The sequence below is a fragment of the Vibrio sp. TRT 29B02 genome (genome assembly GCF_050113655.1).
Lineage (GTDB): Bacteria > Pseudomonadota > Gammaproteobacteria > Enterobacterales > Vibrionaceae > Vibrio.
The window spans coordinates 119407-138417 of sequence record NZ_JBNJOJ010000009.1; the positions used below are offsets into that span (position 1 = coordinate 119407).

Sequence of the window (19011 nt, forward strand, 5' to 3'; positions counted from 1 at the left end):
GGTATGAATCAAGTGAAAACTAACCGAGTGGTAACTATCACACTAAACCCTGCCCTCGATCTGACTGGCACACTAGACAGATTAAATACCGGTTCGGTAAGTCTTGTTGAAAAAAGCAACCTTCATGCGGCTGGTAAAGGCGTCAATGTTGCAAAAGTACTTAGCGACCTCGGGGCTAATGTCACTGTTACCGGCTTCCTCGGCAAAGACAATCCTGAACTCTTTCAACAACTTTTTGATCAAATCGGTGTGGATAATCAGTTCATTGAAGTCGAAGGCGCGACACGTATCAACGTAAAACTTGTTGAATCCAGTGGTCAAGTCAGTGACATCAATTTTCCTGGCGTGCAAGTAACTCCTGCCGATGTGATGCGTTTTGAGCAAACCCTTTTCTCACTCGCTGAGACCCATGATTACTTTGTGTTAGCGGGTAGTTTGCCGGGTGGTGTAAGTGCAGAGCAATGTGCCACTTGGATCGAACAACTCCGCCAAAAAGGCAAGAAAGTTCTATTTGATAGCAGTAAATCTGCGCTTCGCGCAGGTATAGATGCGCGTCCTTGGCTAATCAAACCAAACGAAGAGGAGCTAGGTGATTTCATCGGCCAGCACCTCACTACACCAGAACAATGCCAAACGGCCGCTCAGACTCTCAGCGATAAGGGCATCGAAAACATCGTCGTCTCAATGGGAGCCGATGGTGTGATGTGGCTCAATCAGGGCCAGTGGCTTCGAGCTCAACCTCCGAGAATGAACGTGATTAGCACAGTCGGTGCAGGCGATACGCTTGTGGCTGGCTTGTGTTGGGGCCATATGCAATCAATGCAAAAACAAGAATTACTTCGCTTCGCAACTGCACTGTCAGCTCTGGCAGTTAGCCAAGTGGGCGTAGGACTAACCAGTGAGGAACAACTGGAAAACATCAAGCTGCAAACTGAAGTCAGCGAACTTTACCCTAATACGCACTTAGACAAACACTAAGGAACAGAAGGTTATCAGTATGAATATTGCTATTATTACAGCTTGTCCGAGCGGTGTTGCAAACAGCATCCTCGCGGCAGGACTATTAGAACAAGCAGCAGCGAAATTGGGCTGGAATGCAAAGATTGAATGCCAGTCAAGCGTGATTGAGCCAACCTTACTTAGCAGTGATGATATCGCGCAAGCCGATGCAATTATCATCGCGTCAAATACGCCTGTTGATACTACGCGCTTTGTAGGTAAAAAAGTTTACCAAGCCGAAATAAGCTCTGTGGTTAATGATGCAACCGCATTTTTGCAAACCGCACTCAACAATGCGCAAATCCTTTCACAGCCTACAACAGTGGGCGCGAGTTCAGACCATGTTGCGGCTGGTAAAAAAATCGTCGCTATTACCGCTTGTCCAACGGGTGTCGCGCACACTTTCATGGCCGCAGAAGCACTGGAAGAAGAAGGCAAACGCCGTGGTCACCAAATTAAAGTCGAAACTCGTGGTTCAGTGGGCGCAAAAAACCAATTAACCGACCAAGAAATTGCTGAAGCCGATTTGGTTATTATCGCTGCGGATATTGAGGTCCCCCTTGATCGCTTTAACGGTAAAATGATGTACCGCACCAAAACTGGGCCTGCACTGAAGAAAACATCGCAAGAAATGGATAATGCATTTGAGCAAGCATCGATCTACCACCATTCAGGTAATGCGAATTCTTCTGCTGCTGATGATAAAAAAGGTGCCTACAAGCATTTGATGACGGGCGTATCGCATATGTTGCCTGTCGTGGTTGCTGGCGGTTTAATCATCGCCCTATCGTTCGTATTTGGTATCGAAGCATTTAAAGAAGAAGGCACTCTTGCCGCAGCCCTAATGACAATTGGTGGTGGCTCAGCATTTGCACTGATGATCCCTGTTTTAGCGGGTTATATCGCCTTCTCTATTGCTGACCGTCCTGGACTAGCCCCAGGCCTTGTCGGTGGTATGTTGGCAAGCTCTACTGGTGCTGGCTTCTTAGGTGGTATCGCAGCAGGTTTTATTGCAGGCTATGCCGCTAAGTTCCTAGCCGATAAAGTATCACTTCCTCAGTCGATGGAAGCACTTAAACCGATTTTGATCATCCCATTCGTTGCGACGCTATTTACTGGCTTGGTAATGATTTACATCGTCGGCGGCCCAGTTGCAGGAATCATGAACAGTCTGACTGATTTCCTCAACAACATGGGCTCAGACAGTGCCGTTCTGCTTGGTGTTCTACTTGGCGCAATGATGTGTTTTGACTTAGGTGGTCCAGTGAATAAAGCGGCGTACGCGTTTGGCGTTGGTCTACTTGCCTCACAAACTTATGCGCCTATGGCTGCGATTATGGCCGCGGGCATGGTTCCGGCTCTAGGCATGGGACTTGCGACTTTCGTTGCTAAGAATAAGTTTGACCAAAGTGAACGTGAAGCTGGTAAAGCCTCATTCGTACTCGGTCTATGCTTTATTTCTGAAGGTGCGATCCCGTTCGCGGCGAAGGATCCTATGCGTGTTATCCCAGCATGTATGGCAGGCGGCGCATTAACAGGTGCCCTATCTATGCTGTTTGGCGCAAAATTAATGGCACCACATGGCGGTCTATTCGTATTGCTAATTCCTAACGCGATTACTCCGGTTGTGATGTACCTTGTGGCGATCGCAGCAGGTACTGCGGTTACAGGTCTAGGTTACGCTTTCCTCAAAAACCGTACAGAATCAAAGCAAGCGACATCGGCAACGGCTTAACTCGATTCATTGCCTCCCCCCTTACTAGGCATAAGCACCTCATACGAGGTGCTTTTTTTGTTATGGGTTCAGTTAACAATCTACAATTCAATAACATAGTCATATGCAATTACATACTAATTGCATGCATATTTTGACCTAGGCACAGTACGCAGTGCGAATTTGTTGTATAGTGTGCGGGTTTTTCCATTAACTTAGCTTATGTCGTTCTGAATGCACAAACTCGGTAGCAAACTCTTTATTCAATTTACGCTTGTTTTTTGTGCTATGTCGTTAGTGCCTTTTCTCTATTTCTACACACAATTCAACCAGTTAAATAGCAAAACTGAACAGTTTGTTGAACAGTTGAACCGGAATAAGCTTGAATATGCAAAAGCCGAGTTGCAAACCTCGCTTCAGCAGATGACATCATCGCTACGTTACTTGTCAAATAACGGCATGATCAACCAGACCATTACCGACCCAAGTAACGAAAATATTGATTCTCTCGAACAGTTTTGGCTTCTTATCGCACGTACACAAAGCTACTACTCTCGACTTCGCCTAATGGATAATTCAGGCATGGAAATTGTTCGTATCAACATCGGCGAACGTTTTACCGAGATTGTTAATAAGAATTCTCTCCAATATAAAGGTGACCGCGATTACTTTCGTTACGCAAAAAACTTAGCTAACAATGACGTTGGCCATTATGGCATTGATATAGAGTCAGAAAATGGTCAACCTGTCTCTCCGCTTGTTCCCGCTTACCGAATCATTTACCCGCTTACAATTGATGGTGAGCGTAAAGGTTACTTTATCGCTAACCTCGATTTACAGCGTATTTATCGCTCACTAGCGTATAAGCGCAATTCATTGAACCTACCGAATATCGTCACATCAGAAGGCTATTACCTGATGTCGTCAGGTGACGATAAGTTGTTGGGCAATATCGTTCAAGCTAACGCCAGTTCGAATATCGCGCTTCAATACCCTCGCCTATGGAACAGTTTAAAGTCCAACAGCATTGGCACAATCAAAGATAAGAACTTCTGGCTTTCTTATACAACGGTTGAGCTCGACAGCGTTGATAATATCGACACGTTAATCTTCTTTACCAAGACATCTTTGTCAGAGGCGCACTCTTTTACCTCAGAGCAACGCAGAGACCTTTACTTACAGGCCACGTTTATTTCCATAATTCTGTTGCTACTTACGTTTACTTTCGTTACTTGGAACCACAACCACGAAAAGAACAGTATCGACAGTAAAATCGCTCGTGCGGCGATGAATGGAATGTCTGCAATGGTCATCACTGACCGCAATAATAGAATCATTCAGGTTAACGATGAGTTTACCCGCGTTAGTGGCTATAAACTCGAAGATGTGAAAGGCCAGCCACCGTCACTGTTTGCGTCTGGTAAACACCAACAAGAATTCTACATGAACATGTGGAAAATCCTTGAAACTCAAGGACTTTGGGAAGGTGAAGTGGTTAACAGACGACGTGATGGCTCGCTTATTACTGAAATTCTGCGAATTCAAACCGTTAAGGATCGCTACGGCATCATCCAGTTCTATGTTGCCTCATTCGTCGACATTTCGCACCGTAAGGAACTTGAGAACCGTCTAAGAGAGTTAAGTGAAAAAGACGCGATGACGTCACTTTGGAACCGCCGTAAATTCGATTCTGAAATGCAGACACAAGTTCAGCGCACAAAGCGTTACAAAAAGAATGAAGTAACTGCACTCGCCCTACTCGATATCGATCATTTCAAACGCATTAATGACACTTATGGCCACGACTGCGGTGATCAGGTCATTAAATCCGTTGCACAGTCACTTACACATCATCTGCGTGAAACCGACATTATTGCTCGAATTGGTGGTGAGGAGTTCGCTATCATCATGCCCCATACCTCACTAAGAGAAGCTGAAGTGGTTGTAAACCGACTCCGAACTGCGATCCATCTTGAAAGTGAACTCAAGGTAACAGTGAGCGCTGGCTTGACTGAAATATCTCACAGCTCAGAGCAATCATACAAACGAGCAGACATCGCACTCTATGAGTCTAAGTCTTCTGGGCGTAACCGTGTATCCATACTCCCTGCTTGTGAAGCTAGCACGATTGCTTGATTTTGGTGCATCTATTTGACCTATGATGCACCAATTCGTGACATTGATTTTGTAATCCATTTCTAACTTACTGATCTAACGGGCACCTTCTTCTTGGCTTAATTCTTGTACTACTCTCTATATCACCTTTACTGCACTAATATGGAGATTAGAATGCAAGACACTCTCACCGTTATACTCGCAGGGGGAATGGGTTCTCGACTTAGCCCACTCACGGATCACCGCGCTAAACCAGCCGTTCCTTTTGGTGGCAAGTACCGCATCATCGATTTCACGCTGACTAACTGTCTCCATTCAGGTTTGCGTAAAATTTTGGTGCTGACTCAATACAAATCGCATTCGCTGCATAAACACCTACGTGATGGTTGGTCGATTTTTAATCCTGAACTGGGTGAGTTTGTCACCGTTGTTCCCCCGCAAATGCGTGGCGGTGGCAAGTGGTACGAAGGCACGGCTGACGCGATTTATCACAATCTGTGGTTATTAGAGCGCAGCGATGCAAAACATGTGATTGTGCTATCTGGCGATCATATCTATCGCATGGATTACGCTGAAATGCTTAAAGATCATATTGAGAATAATGCCGCGCTCACCATCGCTTGTATGGGAGTGCCAAGAAAAGATGCATCTGCTTTTGGTGTCCTCTCAGCGAATCCCGATGGGCTGATTGACACATTCAGTGAAAAGCCTGCAAACCCTGACCCTATGCCAGGCGATCCTGATAAAAGTCTTGTCTCGATGGGTATCTACATTTTTGAGATGGAAACTTTGCAAAGAGTTCTAGAACAAGATGCAGCCAGTGAAAACTCGTCCCATGATTTTGGTAAGGACATCATCCCCAAACTGATCGATGAGCGTAAAGTCTATAGCTATAATTTCTGCTCTGATCGTGGACGTGTTGCAAAAGACTGTTACTGGCGTGACGTTGGCACCATCGATTCGTTTTATCAGGCCAATATGGATTTGCTTGAGCCTATACCTCCAATGAACCTGTATCAGCCAAGCTGGGGGATTCGTACCTACGAACCTCAGTTGCCCCCGGCTCGAACGGTCTCATCCGCTACTGGCAATGAAGGCATTTTCATCAATTCGATCATCGCCAATGGTGTGGTCAATTCTGGTGGTTCAGTGCAACATTCGATCATCTCATCCAATGTTCGCATTGATGATAGCGCAACCATTGTCGATAGCATTCTTTTTGATAGTGTTAAGGTCGGCAAGGGTTGTAGGTTGGTCAACTGCATCATCGATAAGCACGTCGTGATCCCCGACAATACAGAGATTGGTGTTGACCCAAAACAAGACGCCAAGCGTTTCCAAATATCAGACAAGGGTATTGTGGTCGTTCCTGAAAGTTACAAATTTTAGTTAGATTGATCGTATAAGGCCTTGGAATAATCCAAGGCCTTTTTTTGTTTATAGTGGGCAATTCACCTCATCCCAGAACCAGTTAGATTGGGTTGGTGATTCCCAAGTTCCTGGGCTGTTTTTAGCGATAAAACACTTATCGTTATAGAGGTATGTAGTGCCATTTATAGCTTGGGTCACACCCGGTTCCCACTGCACTGCTGGACCAGTTGGGTTAGTACCGCCGTTGTCGCCACCAGTTCCACCATTACCGTCTCCGCCCTGTGAAAGATCTGCAAGTGGTAGATCAGGGTATTCCGCCTTGAATGCATATTCGACTCCGTTGATCTTCACTGTGTAGTTAGCCGGGCCAGAAATGGGTAAGTAATAGACCATGTCTAACTCATAAACCTCACCATTGGCCATGTTTTTCCAGCTTGGCAAAGAGAACGACACGCGGTGCATTGTGCCATCAAGCCCACCAATGTTGTCCGCTCTGGTATGTCCAGAAGAGATAACCGCGAGTCCACCGCCCGATTGATCTTTGGCGTTATCTGGCGCTGAGACAGGAATATCAAACTGGAACTCCGTCCCACCAGGAATGACCTGACCGGTATTGTTGGTAAAGGTTAATTTAGGGTTAATTGGGTAGTTTTGATCCCCGACTTTAAAGCCGCCCACCGTTACCGCTATATCGACGGCTTCTGCTGGCATTGCACCCGTCGCAACTTTATTGCCATAAGGTGTCGCCGTTGCAAATTTGTCGTAGATTGCCTTAGTCATCGTGTTACCCATATGGTACTCACCACTACCGTTAGCACACGCTTGTTCTGTCACATCTACGCTGGTACGTTGACCATTCGCATCTAGGTTATAACAGTTATAGTCCCCTGCTAATTCCCAGAACATGATTCCACCAATCTCTTTGTCAATGACGTAGTCCGCTTTGACGGAAACTGACTGCTCATCTTCGGTTGAGAGGAAGACACTCTTCTCTGCATTCCATAACCAAGGAGCAACGGCAACCGAATCATAGTTGCGTGTATAAGTACCAACCAGTTGGTGCTGGGGATTATTTGGGTCTAGTTTGTACGCCGATGCGTAGCTGCCTAAAATACCATTTTCTAGGTTTTTAGCGTGCCACATTGGACCTGAGCCTGCCCCCATCTCATTCCCTTTCGGGTCAGTATCGTGCCACATATTATCGATACCAATAGCACCGTTACCGCAATTGTTGCTTTCACCTTCACCCGTACCTTCAGGACATTCGGCCTGATTTGGCAGTGCAGCTCGACCCCATAGACCATTCGTCCCACCAGTTACTCCCTGCCAACCGCGTGTATAGTAAGGTACGCCGATATTGATTCGGCCAGCTGGCATTGAACCGCGGAAATAGTGGTATGCCCAATCGGTATTAAGATAACCTATACCACCGTACTGAGCAGTGTTGTAAACGTTCCATTGCGCCAACTCTGAATCTTCACCAGTGTCATACAGTGCGGCGTTGTGACCAACATGATCGTTCCATGCGCCGTGCAAGTCGTAAGACATAATGTTGACGTAGTCGAGGTACTTGGTTACATCAAATGTTTCCATGCCGCGTAACAGGTACCCAGAGGATGGCGCGGCAATGGTGAGCATGTAGTGCGTACCATCCTGTGCGGAAGCTGCATCGAGTTTTTGACGAAGTACCTTCATCAGTTCTTGGTACGATGCCCATAAGTACGGACGGCGTGGTTCCATAAAATCTTTATCATATGGGTTTCCTGCGCCAGCCATTGAAGTTGGATATTCATAGTCAATATCTAAACCATCAAAACGGTAGGTACGCATCATGGCCACCGCAGAGTCGACAAACTTTTCTATCCCAGCGTGGTTAATTGAGCCGTCGGCATTTGTGGTCATCGAGTAGAAACCTCCGTCAGCAACGCGATTCCCATCAGCACCAAAGTGACCGCCAGTTTCTGCCCAGCCACCAATCGAGATCAAGGTTTTAACGCCATAGCGTTCCTTGTATGTAGCGAGTGCACCAAAGTGGCCTTTGAAGCCAAGAGTTGGGTCAATATCGACGCCTTGCCACTCTTTTCCAGTCGCGGCATTATTCGGATCATTGACATCACCCAGATTGACTTTGCCATCCGAGCCAATCCCTACAAACGCATAGTTAATATGAGTAAGCTGTTCCCACGGAATATCTTTCACCAAGTAAGCGGATTGAGGATCATCTCCCGCGCGCCAGCTGGTAAAGTAGCCAATAACTCGACGTGGATGATCCGCGCCCATTAATTCGCGTCCATCCTCGTCGTACTTGGTGCAATAAGGGACATTGATGCCTTCCGTTTGATACAGGCCGTCAGGTCGACAGTTCGCTGCCGTTGGTTCACCGTTAACCACCAGCGAAGTCGTTGTTGAATTGGTTGTGGCACCTAGGTTGTCGGTCGCCCTTGCATATACAGGCAAACTACCCGCTCGGTTCGCGGTGTAGTTAAGTACATATGGTTCAGTAGTGACCGTTCCGACAAGAGCCCCAGAGACAAAGAAGTCAACCTTATCGATCGTTCCATCCGAATCAGCAGCATTGGCGGTAAGGGAAACTTGTGCACCCTGATCAACAACTTCATTCGACAATGAGATATTTATCGTTGGTGCAATATTATCTGGCGTGTTCGAGCTGACGTTAATTTGCACGCTGCTTAGTTGACTCTTAACGCCAGCGTCATCATAAGATGCTACTGCAATTTGGTGCGCTCCAGATGTTGCAACCCAAGTCGACGTATAAGGAGCAACGCTTACCTCCGCCACGACTGCGCCATCGACGACAAACTCCACTTTGCTGATTGTTCCATCTGCATCCGCTGCGTTGGCAGATAGAGTGACAACGTCACCTTCAGCAATCACATCACTCGCTTGAGGTTGAGTTAATTCCACCGTCGGAGCTTGGTTATCTCCTGCTGAAGTACAACTGCCTAATTCACTCCAGAAGTCCCACTGGCTCGATGAGTTTAACGCTGGGTCATTGTTCCTTGTCCAATAATTAGCCTGATATCCTTTGCCCTGATACTCAACTTGATCGCCGCCTGAATAGGCAACGGTAGAGTCCCAACCAACTAGAGTCGTACAATCTATCGCTGCGTAGCTGTTAAACGCCATTAAGCATGACGCACTTAACGAGCTCAGCGTGAACACGCGTTTCATTGTGTTCGGTTTAGATGTATGCATTTCCCGTAATCCTTAACTTGTTGTTTTACAATTAGATTTATTTTTGATTAACGCTGACGGACTTAAAATCCCCAGTAAAATAACACTAGATAAGATTGGAAAATTCGCACGAAGATTATCGCAATACTCCAAATTGACTCGCAATATGGAATGTTGTACATGCAACAAGGTGACACTTAATTTGCATCGATAACTAATTTTTGATTTATTTCATCAGAAAAAAATAAACCTCTCCACGCTTAGCATGAAGAGGTTTATTGTCGAAGATTGACTAGATCTCCTATAGGGAAGAAAGAGAATAATTCTTTTTCTGAAAACAGTATTGCCCAATTGGCCGGCAAAAAACACTGTAAAGATGTCAGCGTCAGTTTCCCCTTTTATGCTGCATTTGCCTTCGGGGTTTCATTAAAGTGGCGCTTAAATTCGCGTGAAAACTGAGAAGTACTATTGTATCCAACCAATCGCGCAGCATCTGCTGCTTTCAGCCCTTCCAGTTGGATCAGTTCTCTTGCTTTGTTCAGTCTGACCTTTTTTATATATTGGATTGGTGTCTCAAGCGTTACGCTCCGAAATGCCTGATGAAATGCGGAAATACTCATGTTTGCTTGTTGAGCAAGTTCTTGCACGGTGACTGTTTCTGTATAGTTCTTATGCAAATAGTCTAAAGACTTAGCAACACGAGCATAATGCCCCTCGTGTCTTGCCAAATCAAACAACACATAGCCTTCCTGGCTCATCAAGACTCGAAACGCCAACTCTTCCATCAACCCTTCAGCAAGGATATCTGTCTCTATCGGATTACATAGTGCTTGTACTAATCTTTTACACACATCAAGCATCATTGCATCCATTGCGACCGATTTAAGGCCTGTACTGGCATTGACGTCGCTACGAGCTTTAAAGCAATTCAGGGGTTCAAGCTGATTGACCAAACGGTGCAGGCGTTGGGAATCAATATCGATGCTAAGCCCGAGTAAAGGTTCACCATTTTCTACAAATGCTTCACATTCGAGCGGCATCGGCACCCCAACAACTAAATAGTCTTCCGGCCCATAACGTACGGGTTCGTTGCCCAGATAAATGTTCTTAGAACCTTGACCCAATACAATCACACCAGATTGATAGACAAAGGGTTGTCTAGCGTTACCTCGGCTACTGCGATAAAAATGAACACCTTTTATAGCCGTTTCAATGATCCCTTCAAGGTGGTGCAGTTGTTTACACTCAACATACTGTTGCATTAGTTCAGCTAAGGTCATAATTTCTCCACAACCGTGACATTTATACAAATAGGCAACTTTTTTAGAGAATCTGGTCTTTAATAGACCTCTTGTCAAGACTATTATGCACTAAAGCGAAACAAACACGTCATTACATGGCAAACAAGAGGCAAGTCGCAATGCAATTTAGCTACGTAAACCCAACCCAGATTCACTTTGGCCAAGGTCAGATTCAAAGCATCAGTTCGGCAATCCCTTCAGATCAAAAAGTTTTAGTTATTTATGGTGGCGGTTCTATTAAAAGCAACGGCGTATATGATCAAGTCGTGAAAGCTCTAGAAGGTCATCAATGGTCCGAGTTTTCAGGTGTTGAGCCTAACCCAACCAAAGAAACAATGGATAAAGCAGTTGCCATTGTTAAAGAGCAGCACATTGACTTTATTCTTGCCGTTGGTGGTGGTTCAGTCATCGATGGCTCTAAGTATGTTGCAGCTGCTGCCCATTATGATGGTGATGGCTGGGATATTTTTACTGGTAAGCACAAGGTTACCTCGGCAGTTCCTCTTGCCGCTGTCTTAACATTGCCAGCAACAGGTTCAGAATCGAACATGGGTGCTGTGATTACCAAAGCAGAGACACACGATAAACTTCCGTTCATGACGCCGCATGTCCAACCGAAATTTGCGGTCATGGATCCTGACGTGATGAAGACTCTGCCAGAGAAACAACTTATCAATGGTATTGTCGATGCGTGGGTCCACGTCTGTGAACAGTATATTACCGTTCAACACCAAGCAATGGTTCAGGATGGCTACGCTGAAGCCCTACTAAAAAACCTTAAACAACTCGGTGAAACGTACGAGTCACGTGATAACGATGCATGGCGTGCAAACCTCATGTGGAGCGCGAACCAAGCGTTGAATGGCTTAATTGGCTCAGGTGTACCTCAAGATTGGGCTACGCATATGATTGGCCACGAATTTACCGCTCTATGGGGGGTTGATCACGCACGCTCATTGGCCATTGTGCAACCTTCACTACTGCGAAACCAAATTGAGGTTAAGCGTGCTAAGTTAGAGCAGATGGGAAGCAATGTTTTTGGCCTTGCTCCAAGCAAAGACTTGGCAGAACAGACCATCACCGCTATTGAGTCATTTTATCAATCACTTGGAGTTGAGACACAATTCACTGATTACCAGGGCAGTAAGCAAGAAGCTGTTGAGGCAGTATTAAATCAGCTCCAAATGCATGGCATGGTTGCTATAGGTGAGCATCAAGCGATAGATTTAGATAAGAGCCGTAAGATACTCGATCTCGCTATTGCTTAGGCCTAGCGAAATATTTACGCTAAAAAAGCAGCGCTCGCTGCTTTTTTTATAACAAGAATGTTATCTGCTGCGATAATCACCTATTACACAGCACTAGCGCTTTTAACCCTCTCTGTCGTTACTTAACCTGATAACGATAGATCAAGTCATCGTAATACTGACCACCGATTTGGTAAGCGTCTTTCTCTCTTTCCGCGAGACTGAAACCCGCTTTCTCCAGCACTTTACACGACGCAACGTTGCCATCGGTTACAATCGCATTAACCGTTTGAATTGGGTAGTTGTGAGTAGCATGGTCGATCAACGCAACCAATGACTCTGTCCCGTATCCACGTCCATGAAATTCCGGCAACAGCAAATAGCCCACTTCAATATGCTGTTGATTGTCTTCAGACAAACACAGCCCCGTCACCCCAATGGCGTTACCCGATTGTTTCTCTTTAATCACTAAACACAACCAATGGCTGTTAGGCCAACTCCACTTTGGAAGACGAGATTCAAAACGCTGACGAATTTGCTCTTTCGTCGGTTTATCAAACGCATAACGAATCACATCATCATCTTGGTGCAATCGTTCAAAGAGCTGCCAATCATTTTCCGTGATTTGATCCATCAATAATTGTTTTGATTCTATTGGATACATTTAATTCCTCTAAGCTAATATCTCATCAAGTGCATGCTTTGATTGTTCGACCAATGACCAAAGCTCACTGCGATGCTCCAGATACATCTCACACGGTTGCTGTGCTTTTTCTATCTCGAGACACAAATCGAACAGTGCCCCTAAGCCTAAACTGCCCGCCGATCCTTTGAGTTTATGAGCAAGTTGTTTAATCTCTCTTTGATCATTTTGCCCAGCCGCGCTATCTAACTGCGTAACAATCTCCTGAGCACCATCGCTGAACAAGCCACAGATTTCCACCATTTTGGCTTGCCCTAGCACTGCCATATCCGCAATCACTATTTTGGGGTCGATAATGGCTTGATTAACTGGTCGCACTGGCATGTATTCTTTATGACAATCGTTTTGTTCTAACAATAACGACTTGCCCTCTAAACTATTTTGGATCATTTGGCTAAGTGCGTCCTTATCGAGCGGCTTAGGCAGATATCCATCAAAACCTGCCGCGATGTAACTTTCAACTTCTTCATTGTATACATGCGCCGATACCGCGATCATTGGCGTCGGCATTCGGTTGCACGAGTCAGTTTCTATTTGTTTTAACTCACCTAATAACGCTATTCCATCACAATCAGGCAGGTTGATATCCATCAGTACGATATCGAACGAATGCTGTTCGAAGTCACTCCTCGCGCTCTTTCCATCAACCGCCGTCATGACTTGATGTCCCATACTCGCCAAAAATCCTTCAGCGACCATGCAGTTAACCGGATTGTCTTCAATCAGCAAAACGCGTGCGGTCACGTTACAGTTGGTTACGGTATCTTGTTGTTGTACTTCCTGACCTAACTGTAGGGGAACAGAAAACCAAAAACGGCTCCCTTCGCCAAGTGAAGACTCAAGGTGGATCTCTCCCCCCATCGCCTCAACCAATCGCTTACTAATCGCCAGCCCTAAACCTGTGCCACCTTTACTGCTCAATCCTCCTGATGCCTGAGTAAACGCATCAAACAAGTTGAGCTGCTCTTGTTCGCTGATACCTACGCCCGTGTCCGACACTTCGAACAACAGATGTCCATCATTGTCAGGGTCATGAGCAACATAGATATCGACATGGCCTTTGTCAGTGAACTTGATAGCATTTCCGACAAGATTGTTAAGAACTTGACCGATTCGCGTCATGTCACCAAACCAGAATTTATCCACATCACTTTCGATACAATATTCGAGTTGCAGCGACTTTTCTTGAGCTCTTACATTTAGTAATTGCTTGGTGTCATCCACCATCGCGTGCAGATTAAAGTCGATTGGACGAATTTCTAAATGCCCCGCCTCAATCTTTGAGTAATCGAGTACGTCATTGAGGATAGCAAGCAAGCCGTTACCACTGCGATTGATCACATCGACATAGTGGCCCTGTTGACTGTCCAACCCGGTATCTTTTAACAACCTAGCAGTCCCGAGTACGCCATTCATTGGTGTGCGAATCTCGTGACTCATCGTCGCTAAAAACGCCGATTTGGCACGGCTGGCTTGCTCGGCCTCTTGACGGGCACGTGCATGGTTTTCTACTTCCTCATTTAATCTGACATTGGCGAGTTGTAATTGATGAGTACGCTCAGTCACTAGCTCCTCTAGATGGCCCTTATGCTGTTCGAGTTCTCGCTTCGCCTTGGCTTCACTTTCTGCGACCACCTTTAAAGCCTTTGCCGTGTTACGTGCAGTAATGATCGCTTGCCCCATATGTGCCAATTCATCATTACCTTTAACGGTAAGTTCGACTTGCAACTGTCCTTTAGCGATTGAAAGCAACGCCGAGGAATATTCTGCAAGACGTTTAACCACGGATATATAGACCACTTTCCATACGATCAACACCACGATGACCATACCTAGAACCGTAATAATCGTTAGTGTTAGCTGAGCGTAATCGAGGGTCGTTTTTAGTTCTTCAACCGCCCGAGTCGTTGAAGCATTAGACTCGTCGACCAGCTTGTTTACGGTGGCATTAAGTGTAGAAAACTGTGTCAAAGTATCTTGCATCAATTGCTGCGCTGAACGTTCGTTCTCATATCGTTGAGTCAGCACATCAAAAACCACTTCACGACGTTCAAGTTTCTTGAGAAGTTCCGCCATCTGTTGCGATCGCGTAGGATCTTCTACAGCCTGAACGCGTCGTTTCATAATATTCAGATTACTACTGAACTCTTCTCTAATGGTTTGAATACGATTGATATCCGATACCGTACGCGCCTCCTCTATATGGTTAAGTAACTTGAACGCCAGTAGATGTAGTTCGTGTAATCGCTCGGATAGATCAAGATCGACTTCAACCAGAGCATCAAGCGCGTTATACGCCTGCTCTATCTGGCGTTTATCAAGGAGTGCGTAGATGTGAGTTACATTGGCAACAGCAATGGTAGATGTGTTGGCGACTTGAGTACGAGTAAGTTGTTCCAGCTCTAGAGCAAGGTCCCGAAGTTCACCTGTTCGTACCACAATATCTTGACTGAGGAATAACCTTTTCTCGACCACAATTCCAAACTTAGCAAGCGTATCGATGACGATCTGAACATCCGACTCCAACCTCGTCAGTAACCCAGAGTCAAACGAATCAGAACCTAACTGTTTGATATGTGTTAGCAAAGATTCCAGCTGAGAAAACAACTCTTTTCCCGAACGTTGACGCTGCTCTTCGCTCTTCGCATTGGACAGCGTCTGTACAGAAGAAATGATGCGTGAGCTTAATTCGGACACCTGTCTTGCTTCAATCATTGACGGGATCGCCGAATTAACCACATTTCGCTCTGTTTTTGCTACAGAACTAAAGCCGAATACCCCGATTAACGCAGAAATCAAAACCAATAACGCCATCGCAAGGAATGCCAACAGCAGTTTGCGTCCAATACTGGCTTTAGCTAGTAACATCGAGAATCTTCACTTCTTAAGTCTTCTATAATGCGCTATATTTTGCAGTGTTTAATCCGCCTTTACCAACGAAATACTGCATGTCTTTGATCTCAGCTATCCAAAAGCGAGCCACACTGTTAACTTCAATGCTACTCCTCGCAGCGGCATTTAATGCCCACGCGGAACAACCGCTACGAATTTGTGCCATCTACCCGCATTTAAAAGATTCATACTGGTTGTCGGTCAATTACGGGATGGTTGATGAGGCAAAGAAACAACACGTCGATCTCAGAGTATTGGAAGCGGGAGGCTATCTTAACCTCGAAAAGCAACGCGAACATATGTCTCTGTGTGTGCGTTGGAATGCCGACGCGATCATTCTTGGTACAGTCGCCCCAGATCTGTTTTATAGCTCACTTCGTCAGAGCGTTGGTTCGATCCCTGTGTTTGCAACGGTAAATCAGCTGATTGTAGACAAAGAAAACAGCTCCGCTCTGAAGGGTGAAGTGGGTGTTGATTGGTACTGGATGGGCTACTACACCGGTGAGTATTTAAAAAACAAACACCCACAAGGTTCCGGTCAAATAAATGTTGCGCTTCTACCTGGCCCGAAATCGAGTGGCGGGACCAAACCGGTCATTAAAGGCCTCTATTCTGCGCTTAAAGGCAGTGATATCCATATCGTAGAAACATTATGGGCTGACAATGACAAAGAGTTACAGCGTAACCTTGTTCAGCATGCCATAGACAATACAGAGTTGGATTACATTGTAGGCAGCGCAGTAGCCATCGAGGCTGCAATCAGTGAATTACGCAGCACAGACCAAGTTGGGCAAATTGGATTAGTTTCAACTTATCTCAGTCACGGTGTCTACCGTGGTCTTTTGAGAAATCGCGTTGAGTTTGCCCCGACAGATAAGATGGTCGAACAAGGTCGTCTGTCTGTCCTTCAGGCTGTTCACTATTTGAAAGGCGAACCTTACGAAAAGATCCAAGCACCGATCATAGAACCACTGACACCAAACAAACTCAATCCGAAGGTGATTGCCCAATCCCTTTCACCCTCGGAATATCGACCCACTTTTTACGTCTATAACGAAAACAATTAGGAAGTCTAAATGGAAAAAACGACTCGTACCCTGCCTGCACATAAACATGTGGCGCTTGTCGCTCACGACAACTGCAAACCAGAGCTATTACGTTGGGTAAAAGAAAATAAAGAGAAGCTACAACGCCATTTTCTTTATGCAACAGGCACCACTGGCACAATGCTAAGCAAAGAGACAGGGCTCGCGATCAAAAGCATGATTAGCGGCCCAATGGGCGGCGACCAACAAATTGGTGCGCTAATCTCTGAAGGTAAAATTGATGTATTGATTTTCTTTTGGGACCCACTCAATGCAGTGCCTCATGATCCTGACGTAAAAGCACTACTTCGTATTGCGAGTGTATGGAATATCCCAGTAGCGACAAACCGTGCAACGGCTAAGTTACTGTTTGCATCACCTTTGATCGAACAAGAAGTCGACATAGAAATCCCCGACTATCAAGCCTACCTAGCGAATCGCACCTAGTTGATTGTTAATTGCCCGTGGTAGTCACGGGCTTTTAATTTATCAGATTGACAATTGAACCTATTGTCGCTTTGGCATCCGTTTCTTCACCAAATTAGGGCACACATCTCATCTGTGGCCTCAATTTAGACCAAAATCCAATTGTAAGCACATTCTTATATCGCTAATCTGTCAGTGAATAAGAAATAAACTAATAAAAGCATCCAGTCTAAATTTTTGCTGCCGAGAGATTCCTTTATGGATAACAATGACAAGCTCAACGAAGTTTTGTGCTGCCCACTATGTGGTAGTGAAGAATACTTACTCTCTGAATCTGACAGTATGTTGTGTGCAGAGTGTGGTTCTTTTTTCGAAGATGTTACTCAACTAGCCCCAACCAACTGTGCCATATCCGTGCTTAATGTGCAGTGCTTAATCGCTTCATCAGCTAGCCACTAAAAAATCAACACAAGATCTGTTCAAGCTCGTTGAGATGACGGATCTTTTTCAAATCAAACACATGTTCACGATCATTTAGACCAGTAAGGTGAATTGAGCGAACTCCCGCCCTAACACCAGCCTCTAAACCCTTAGGGGTGTCATCTATATAAAGGCATTGCTCGCGAGTGAACCCCATATTCATCACACAGTATTGAATAAGATCGGGCTCTGGCTTCCAACTGTTAGTATCAAATGCAGAGAAAATTTTACCGCTGAAGTAAGGCAACAGACCAGTTAGGTCAAGACAACGCTCGATTTTATCTTTAGGGCCATTTGACGCGACACAGTACTCAATGCCTTTGTCATCGAGAAACTGTAATAAATCAAACACCCCGTCCATTGGCTTTAGCTGTAGTTCAAACAGTCGATCCAATATATCTCTGTAAACGGGTTCGAGTTGGTCGATAGAAACGTTGACATCTAATCGCTTCTTAGTGGCCGCAAGAATATCAGCAAGCTTACCGCCTTCGAAATGGCTGGCTGCTGCTTCATAAGTGAGGGTGGCACCAAATAGAGCAAACGTGTCACACAGTGCTTGGCAGCAAAGTCTCTCACTATCAACTAACGTGCCGTCACAATCGAAGATTACACACTGAACTTGGGACTCTGTCATGCTCATTACCTTGTTAATTCGCCAAGAGAAATAATAAGGTAGTGAGTATTAAATGGAATGATGTGCTTAACACTTCCCTTGATAAATAGAAGTTTATGTCAGATTTTTAGACCATGTCACCATTTTATCGTTGGCACAATGATGAAGTCATCACTGCTCAATGATGAAGGTGTGGCTATCGTCAAGTGGCAGATCGAGTTTAGTGTAAAGCGCAGCAAGAAATCCTTCTTCAGTCACTTCAGTGTCGCTGCTTTTCAATACAACATCAGAAATTAGAACCGCTTGCTGGTCTATGGTGATTATCGCCGCAGCTACCGCCTCACCTTCTTTAAAACCAAGATAGAGTGAGCAAGGTTCTGAATAGATGATTTGGGTTAAAAACTCAACGATCAGTTGTTGATCGGACTCATTACTCCAGCGACCAGCCTGCAATAATGCAAACATCACCGTAAGACGATGGAAGTCGACCAGAAAGATATCTTCTGGTGCCATCTGGCTATCCGCCACCGGTATCTCTGACAACGTTTGGTACTGACGGACAGATACGGCGTCTTTGTACAGTTCCATACCCGCGATGCTCTCTTTGGTAGGAAACTCGACATCTACTTGCTGATAAAGCCATTGGTTTTTGATTTCAGCAATTTTTGGCAAAGTCATAGTCTAGGGTGAACCTGTACAGATAGTGAGAATGGAGCGAGAAGCTTACTAGATAACGCCTTGAGGCGACAAGTCTTTTAGCCAGTTATTCGCAAACCACTCTAAAAAGCGGATATGGTCATTCTCGGGGAGGACGGTATCAGGTGTGAGTACATCGGTTGAGCCGTCAGGTGTCCAGGTAATAGTGATACC

At 45.4% G+C, this 19011-nt stretch carries 14 protein-coding genes; 8 read left to right on the plus strand and 6 right to left on the minus strand.

What is annotated here, in order from left to right; translation table 11 throughout:
- Window positions 1-3: 3 nt before the first annotated feature.
- From pfkB to glgC, 4 genes are all read left to right on the plus strand, one after another.
- Window positions 4-978 (plus strand): 1-phosphofructokinase, encoded by a 975-nt coding sequence (gene pfkB / locus ACQEXT_RS07775; protein WP_331416638.1) that lies wholly within the window; start codon window positions 4-6, stop codon window positions 976-978.
- A 19-nt stretch (window positions 979-997) separates the two neighbouring features.
- Window positions 998-2734 carry a PTS fructose transporter subunit IIBC gene (gene fruA / locus ACQEXT_RS07780; RefSeq protein ID WP_331426793.1) on the plus strand — a complete coding sequence of 579 codons (1737 nt, stop codon included), beginning with the start codon at window positions 998-1000 and terminating at the stop codon, window positions 2732-2734.
- Window positions 2735-2947: 213 nt separating this feature from the next.
- On the plus strand, window positions 2948-4849 hold the full coding sequence (locus ACQEXT_RS07785) for a sensor domain-containing diguanylate cyclase (RefSeq protein WP_426951372.1): 1902 nt from the start codon (window positions 2948-2950) through the stop codon (window positions 4847-4849).
- Between the two features lie 153 nt (window positions 4850-5002).
- Complete coding sequence (glgC, locus tag ACQEXT_RS07790; protein ID WP_426951374.1) at window positions 5003-6217, plus strand: glucose-1-phosphate adenylyltransferase; 1215 nt, start codon at window positions 5003-5005, stop codon at window positions 6215-6217.
- Between the two features lie 48 nt (window positions 6218-6265).
- Here the strand turns inward: glgC and ACQEXT_RS07795 are convergent, their stop codons facing one another.
- Together ACQEXT_RS07795 and ACQEXT_RS07800 are read right to left on the minus strand one after the other, a co-directional pair.
- A complete protein-coding gene (locus ACQEXT_RS07795; RefSeq protein WP_426951376.1) occupies window positions 6266-9415 on the minus strand; it encodes a chitinase C-terminal domain-containing protein in 3150 nt (1049 codons plus the stop codon).
- A gap of 377 nt (window positions 9416-9792) precedes the next feature.
- Window positions 9793-10674 carry an AraC family transcriptional regulator gene (locus tag ACQEXT_RS07800; protein WP_426951377.1) on the minus strand — a complete coding sequence of 294 codons (882 nt, stop codon included), beginning with the start codon at window positions 10672-10674 and terminating at the stop codon, window positions 9793-9795.
- A 140-nt stretch (window positions 10675-10814) separates the two neighbouring features.
- Here ACQEXT_RS07800 and ACQEXT_RS07805 point away from each other — a divergent pair, with 140 nt between their 5' ends.
- Window positions 10815-11963, plus strand: coding sequence for an iron-containing alcohol dehydrogenase (locus ACQEXT_RS07805; protein WP_426951379.1), 1149 nt, complete (start codon window positions 10815-10817; stop codon window positions 11961-11963).
- 118 nt (window positions 11964-12081) lie between these two features.
- On the opposite strand, the gene ACQEXT_RS07810 is transcribed toward ACQEXT_RS07805, so the two are convergent.
- Window positions 12082-12606, minus strand: coding sequence for a GNAT family N-acetyltransferase (locus ACQEXT_RS07810; protein WP_138970630.1), 525 nt, complete (start codon window positions 12604-12606; stop codon window positions 12082-12084).
- A 9-nt stretch (window positions 12607-12615) separates the two neighbouring features.
- On the minus strand, window positions 12616-15513 hold the full coding sequence (gene torS, locus ACQEXT_RS07815) for a TMAO reductase system sensor histidine kinase/response regulator TorS (protein ID WP_426951381.1): 2898 nt from the start codon (window positions 15511-15513) through the stop codon (window positions 12616-12618).
- Window positions 15514-15593: 80 nt separating this feature from the next.
- Between torS and torT the strand changes: the two genes are divergently transcribed.
- The 3 genes from torT to ACQEXT_RS07830 all read left to right on the plus strand — a co-directional run bounded on the left by torT (window position 15594) and on the right by ACQEXT_RS07830 (window position 17507).
- Entirely contained in the window at window positions 15594-16604 is a 1011-nt protein-coding gene (gene torT, locus ACQEXT_RS07820) for a TMAO reductase system periplasmic protein TorT (protein ID WP_426951382.1), read from the plus strand.
- Window positions 16605-16613: 9 nt separating this feature from the next.
- On the plus strand, window positions 16614-17069 hold the full coding sequence (locus tag ACQEXT_RS07825) for a methylglyoxal synthase (protein WP_138970633.1): 456 nt from the start codon (window positions 16614-16616) through the stop codon (window positions 17067-17069).
- Between the two features lie 237 nt (window positions 17070-17306).
- Window positions 17307-17507: a hypothetical protein gene (locus ACQEXT_RS07830; protein ID WP_138970634.1), complete on the plus strand. Its 201-nt coding sequence runs from the start codon at window positions 17307-17309 to the stop codon at window positions 17505-17507.
- 4 nt (window positions 17508-17511) lie between these two features.
- Here ACQEXT_RS07830 and ACQEXT_RS07835 read toward each other — a convergent pair whose 3' ends face one another.
- Both ACQEXT_RS07835 and ACQEXT_RS07840 read right to left on the minus strand, forming a co-directional pair.
- A complete protein-coding gene (locus ACQEXT_RS07835) occupies window positions 17512-18162 on the minus strand; it encodes an HAD-IA family hydrolase (RefSeq protein ID WP_171052115.1) in 651 nt (216 codons plus the stop codon).
- 150 nt (window positions 18163-18312) lie between these two features.
- The gene (locus ACQEXT_RS07840; RefSeq protein ID WP_426951384.1) at window positions 18313-18819 is read right to left on the minus strand and encodes a flavodoxin; all 507 of its coding nucleotides are present in this window, start codon (window positions 18817-18819) and stop codon (window positions 18313-18315) included.
- Window positions 18820-19011 lie beyond the last annotated feature (192 nt).

Excerpts from the sequence above, each read along its gene's own strand:
- torT (WP_426951382.1), top strand. The coding sequence starts at position 15,594 with ATGTCTTTGATCTCAGCTATCCAAAAGCGAGCCACACTGTTAACTTCA.
- ACQEXT_RS07830 (WP_138970634.1), top strand. The coding sequence starts at position 17,307 with ATGGATAACAATGACAAGCTCAACGAAGTTTTGTGCTGCCCACTATGT.
- ACQEXT_RS07825 (WP_138970633.1), top strand. The coding sequence starts at position 16,614 with ATGGAAAAAACGACTCGTACCCTGCCTGCACATAAACATGTGGCGCTT.
- ACQEXT_RS07805 (WP_426951379.1), top strand. The coding sequence starts at position 10,815 with ATGCAATTTAGCTACGTAAACCCAACCCAGATTCACTTTGGCCAAGGT.
- ACQEXT_RS07785 (WP_426951372.1), top strand. The coding sequence starts at position 2,948 with ATGCACAAACTCGGTAGCAAACTCTTTATTCAATTTACGCTTGTTTTT.
- glgC (WP_426951374.1), top strand. The coding sequence starts at position 5,003 with ATGCAAGACACTCTCACCGTTATACTCGCAGGGGGAATGGGTTCTCGA.
- torS (WP_426951381.1), bottom strand. The coding sequence starts at position 15,513 with ATGTTACTAGCTAAAGCCAGTATTGGACGCAAACTGCTGTTGGCATTC.
- pfkB (WP_331416638.1), top strand. The coding sequence starts at position 4 with ATGAATCAAGTGAAAACTAACCGAGTGGTAACTATCACACTAAACCCT.
- ACQEXT_RS07840 (WP_426951384.1), bottom strand. The coding sequence starts at position 18,819 with ATGACTTTGCCAAAAATTGCTGAAATCAAAAACCAATGGCTTTATCAG.
- ACQEXT_RS07795 (WP_426951376.1), bottom strand. The coding sequence starts at position 9,415 with ATGCATACATCTAAACCGAACACAATGAAACGCGTGTTCACGCTGAGC.
- ACQEXT_RS07810 (WP_138970630.1), bottom strand. The coding sequence starts at position 12,606 with ATGTATCCAATAGAATCAAAACAATTATTGATGGATCAAATCACGGAA.
- fruA (WP_331426793.1), top strand. The coding sequence starts at position 998 with ATGAATATTGCTATTATTACAGCTTGTCCGAGCGGTGTTGCAAACAGC.
- ACQEXT_RS07835 (WP_171052115.1), bottom strand. The coding sequence starts at position 18,162 with ATGACAGAGTCCCAAGTTCAGTGTGTAATCTTCGATTGTGACGGCACG.
- ACQEXT_RS07800 (WP_426951377.1), bottom strand. The coding sequence starts at position 10,674 with ATGACCTTAGCTGAACTAATGCAACAGTATGTTGAGTGTAAACAACTG.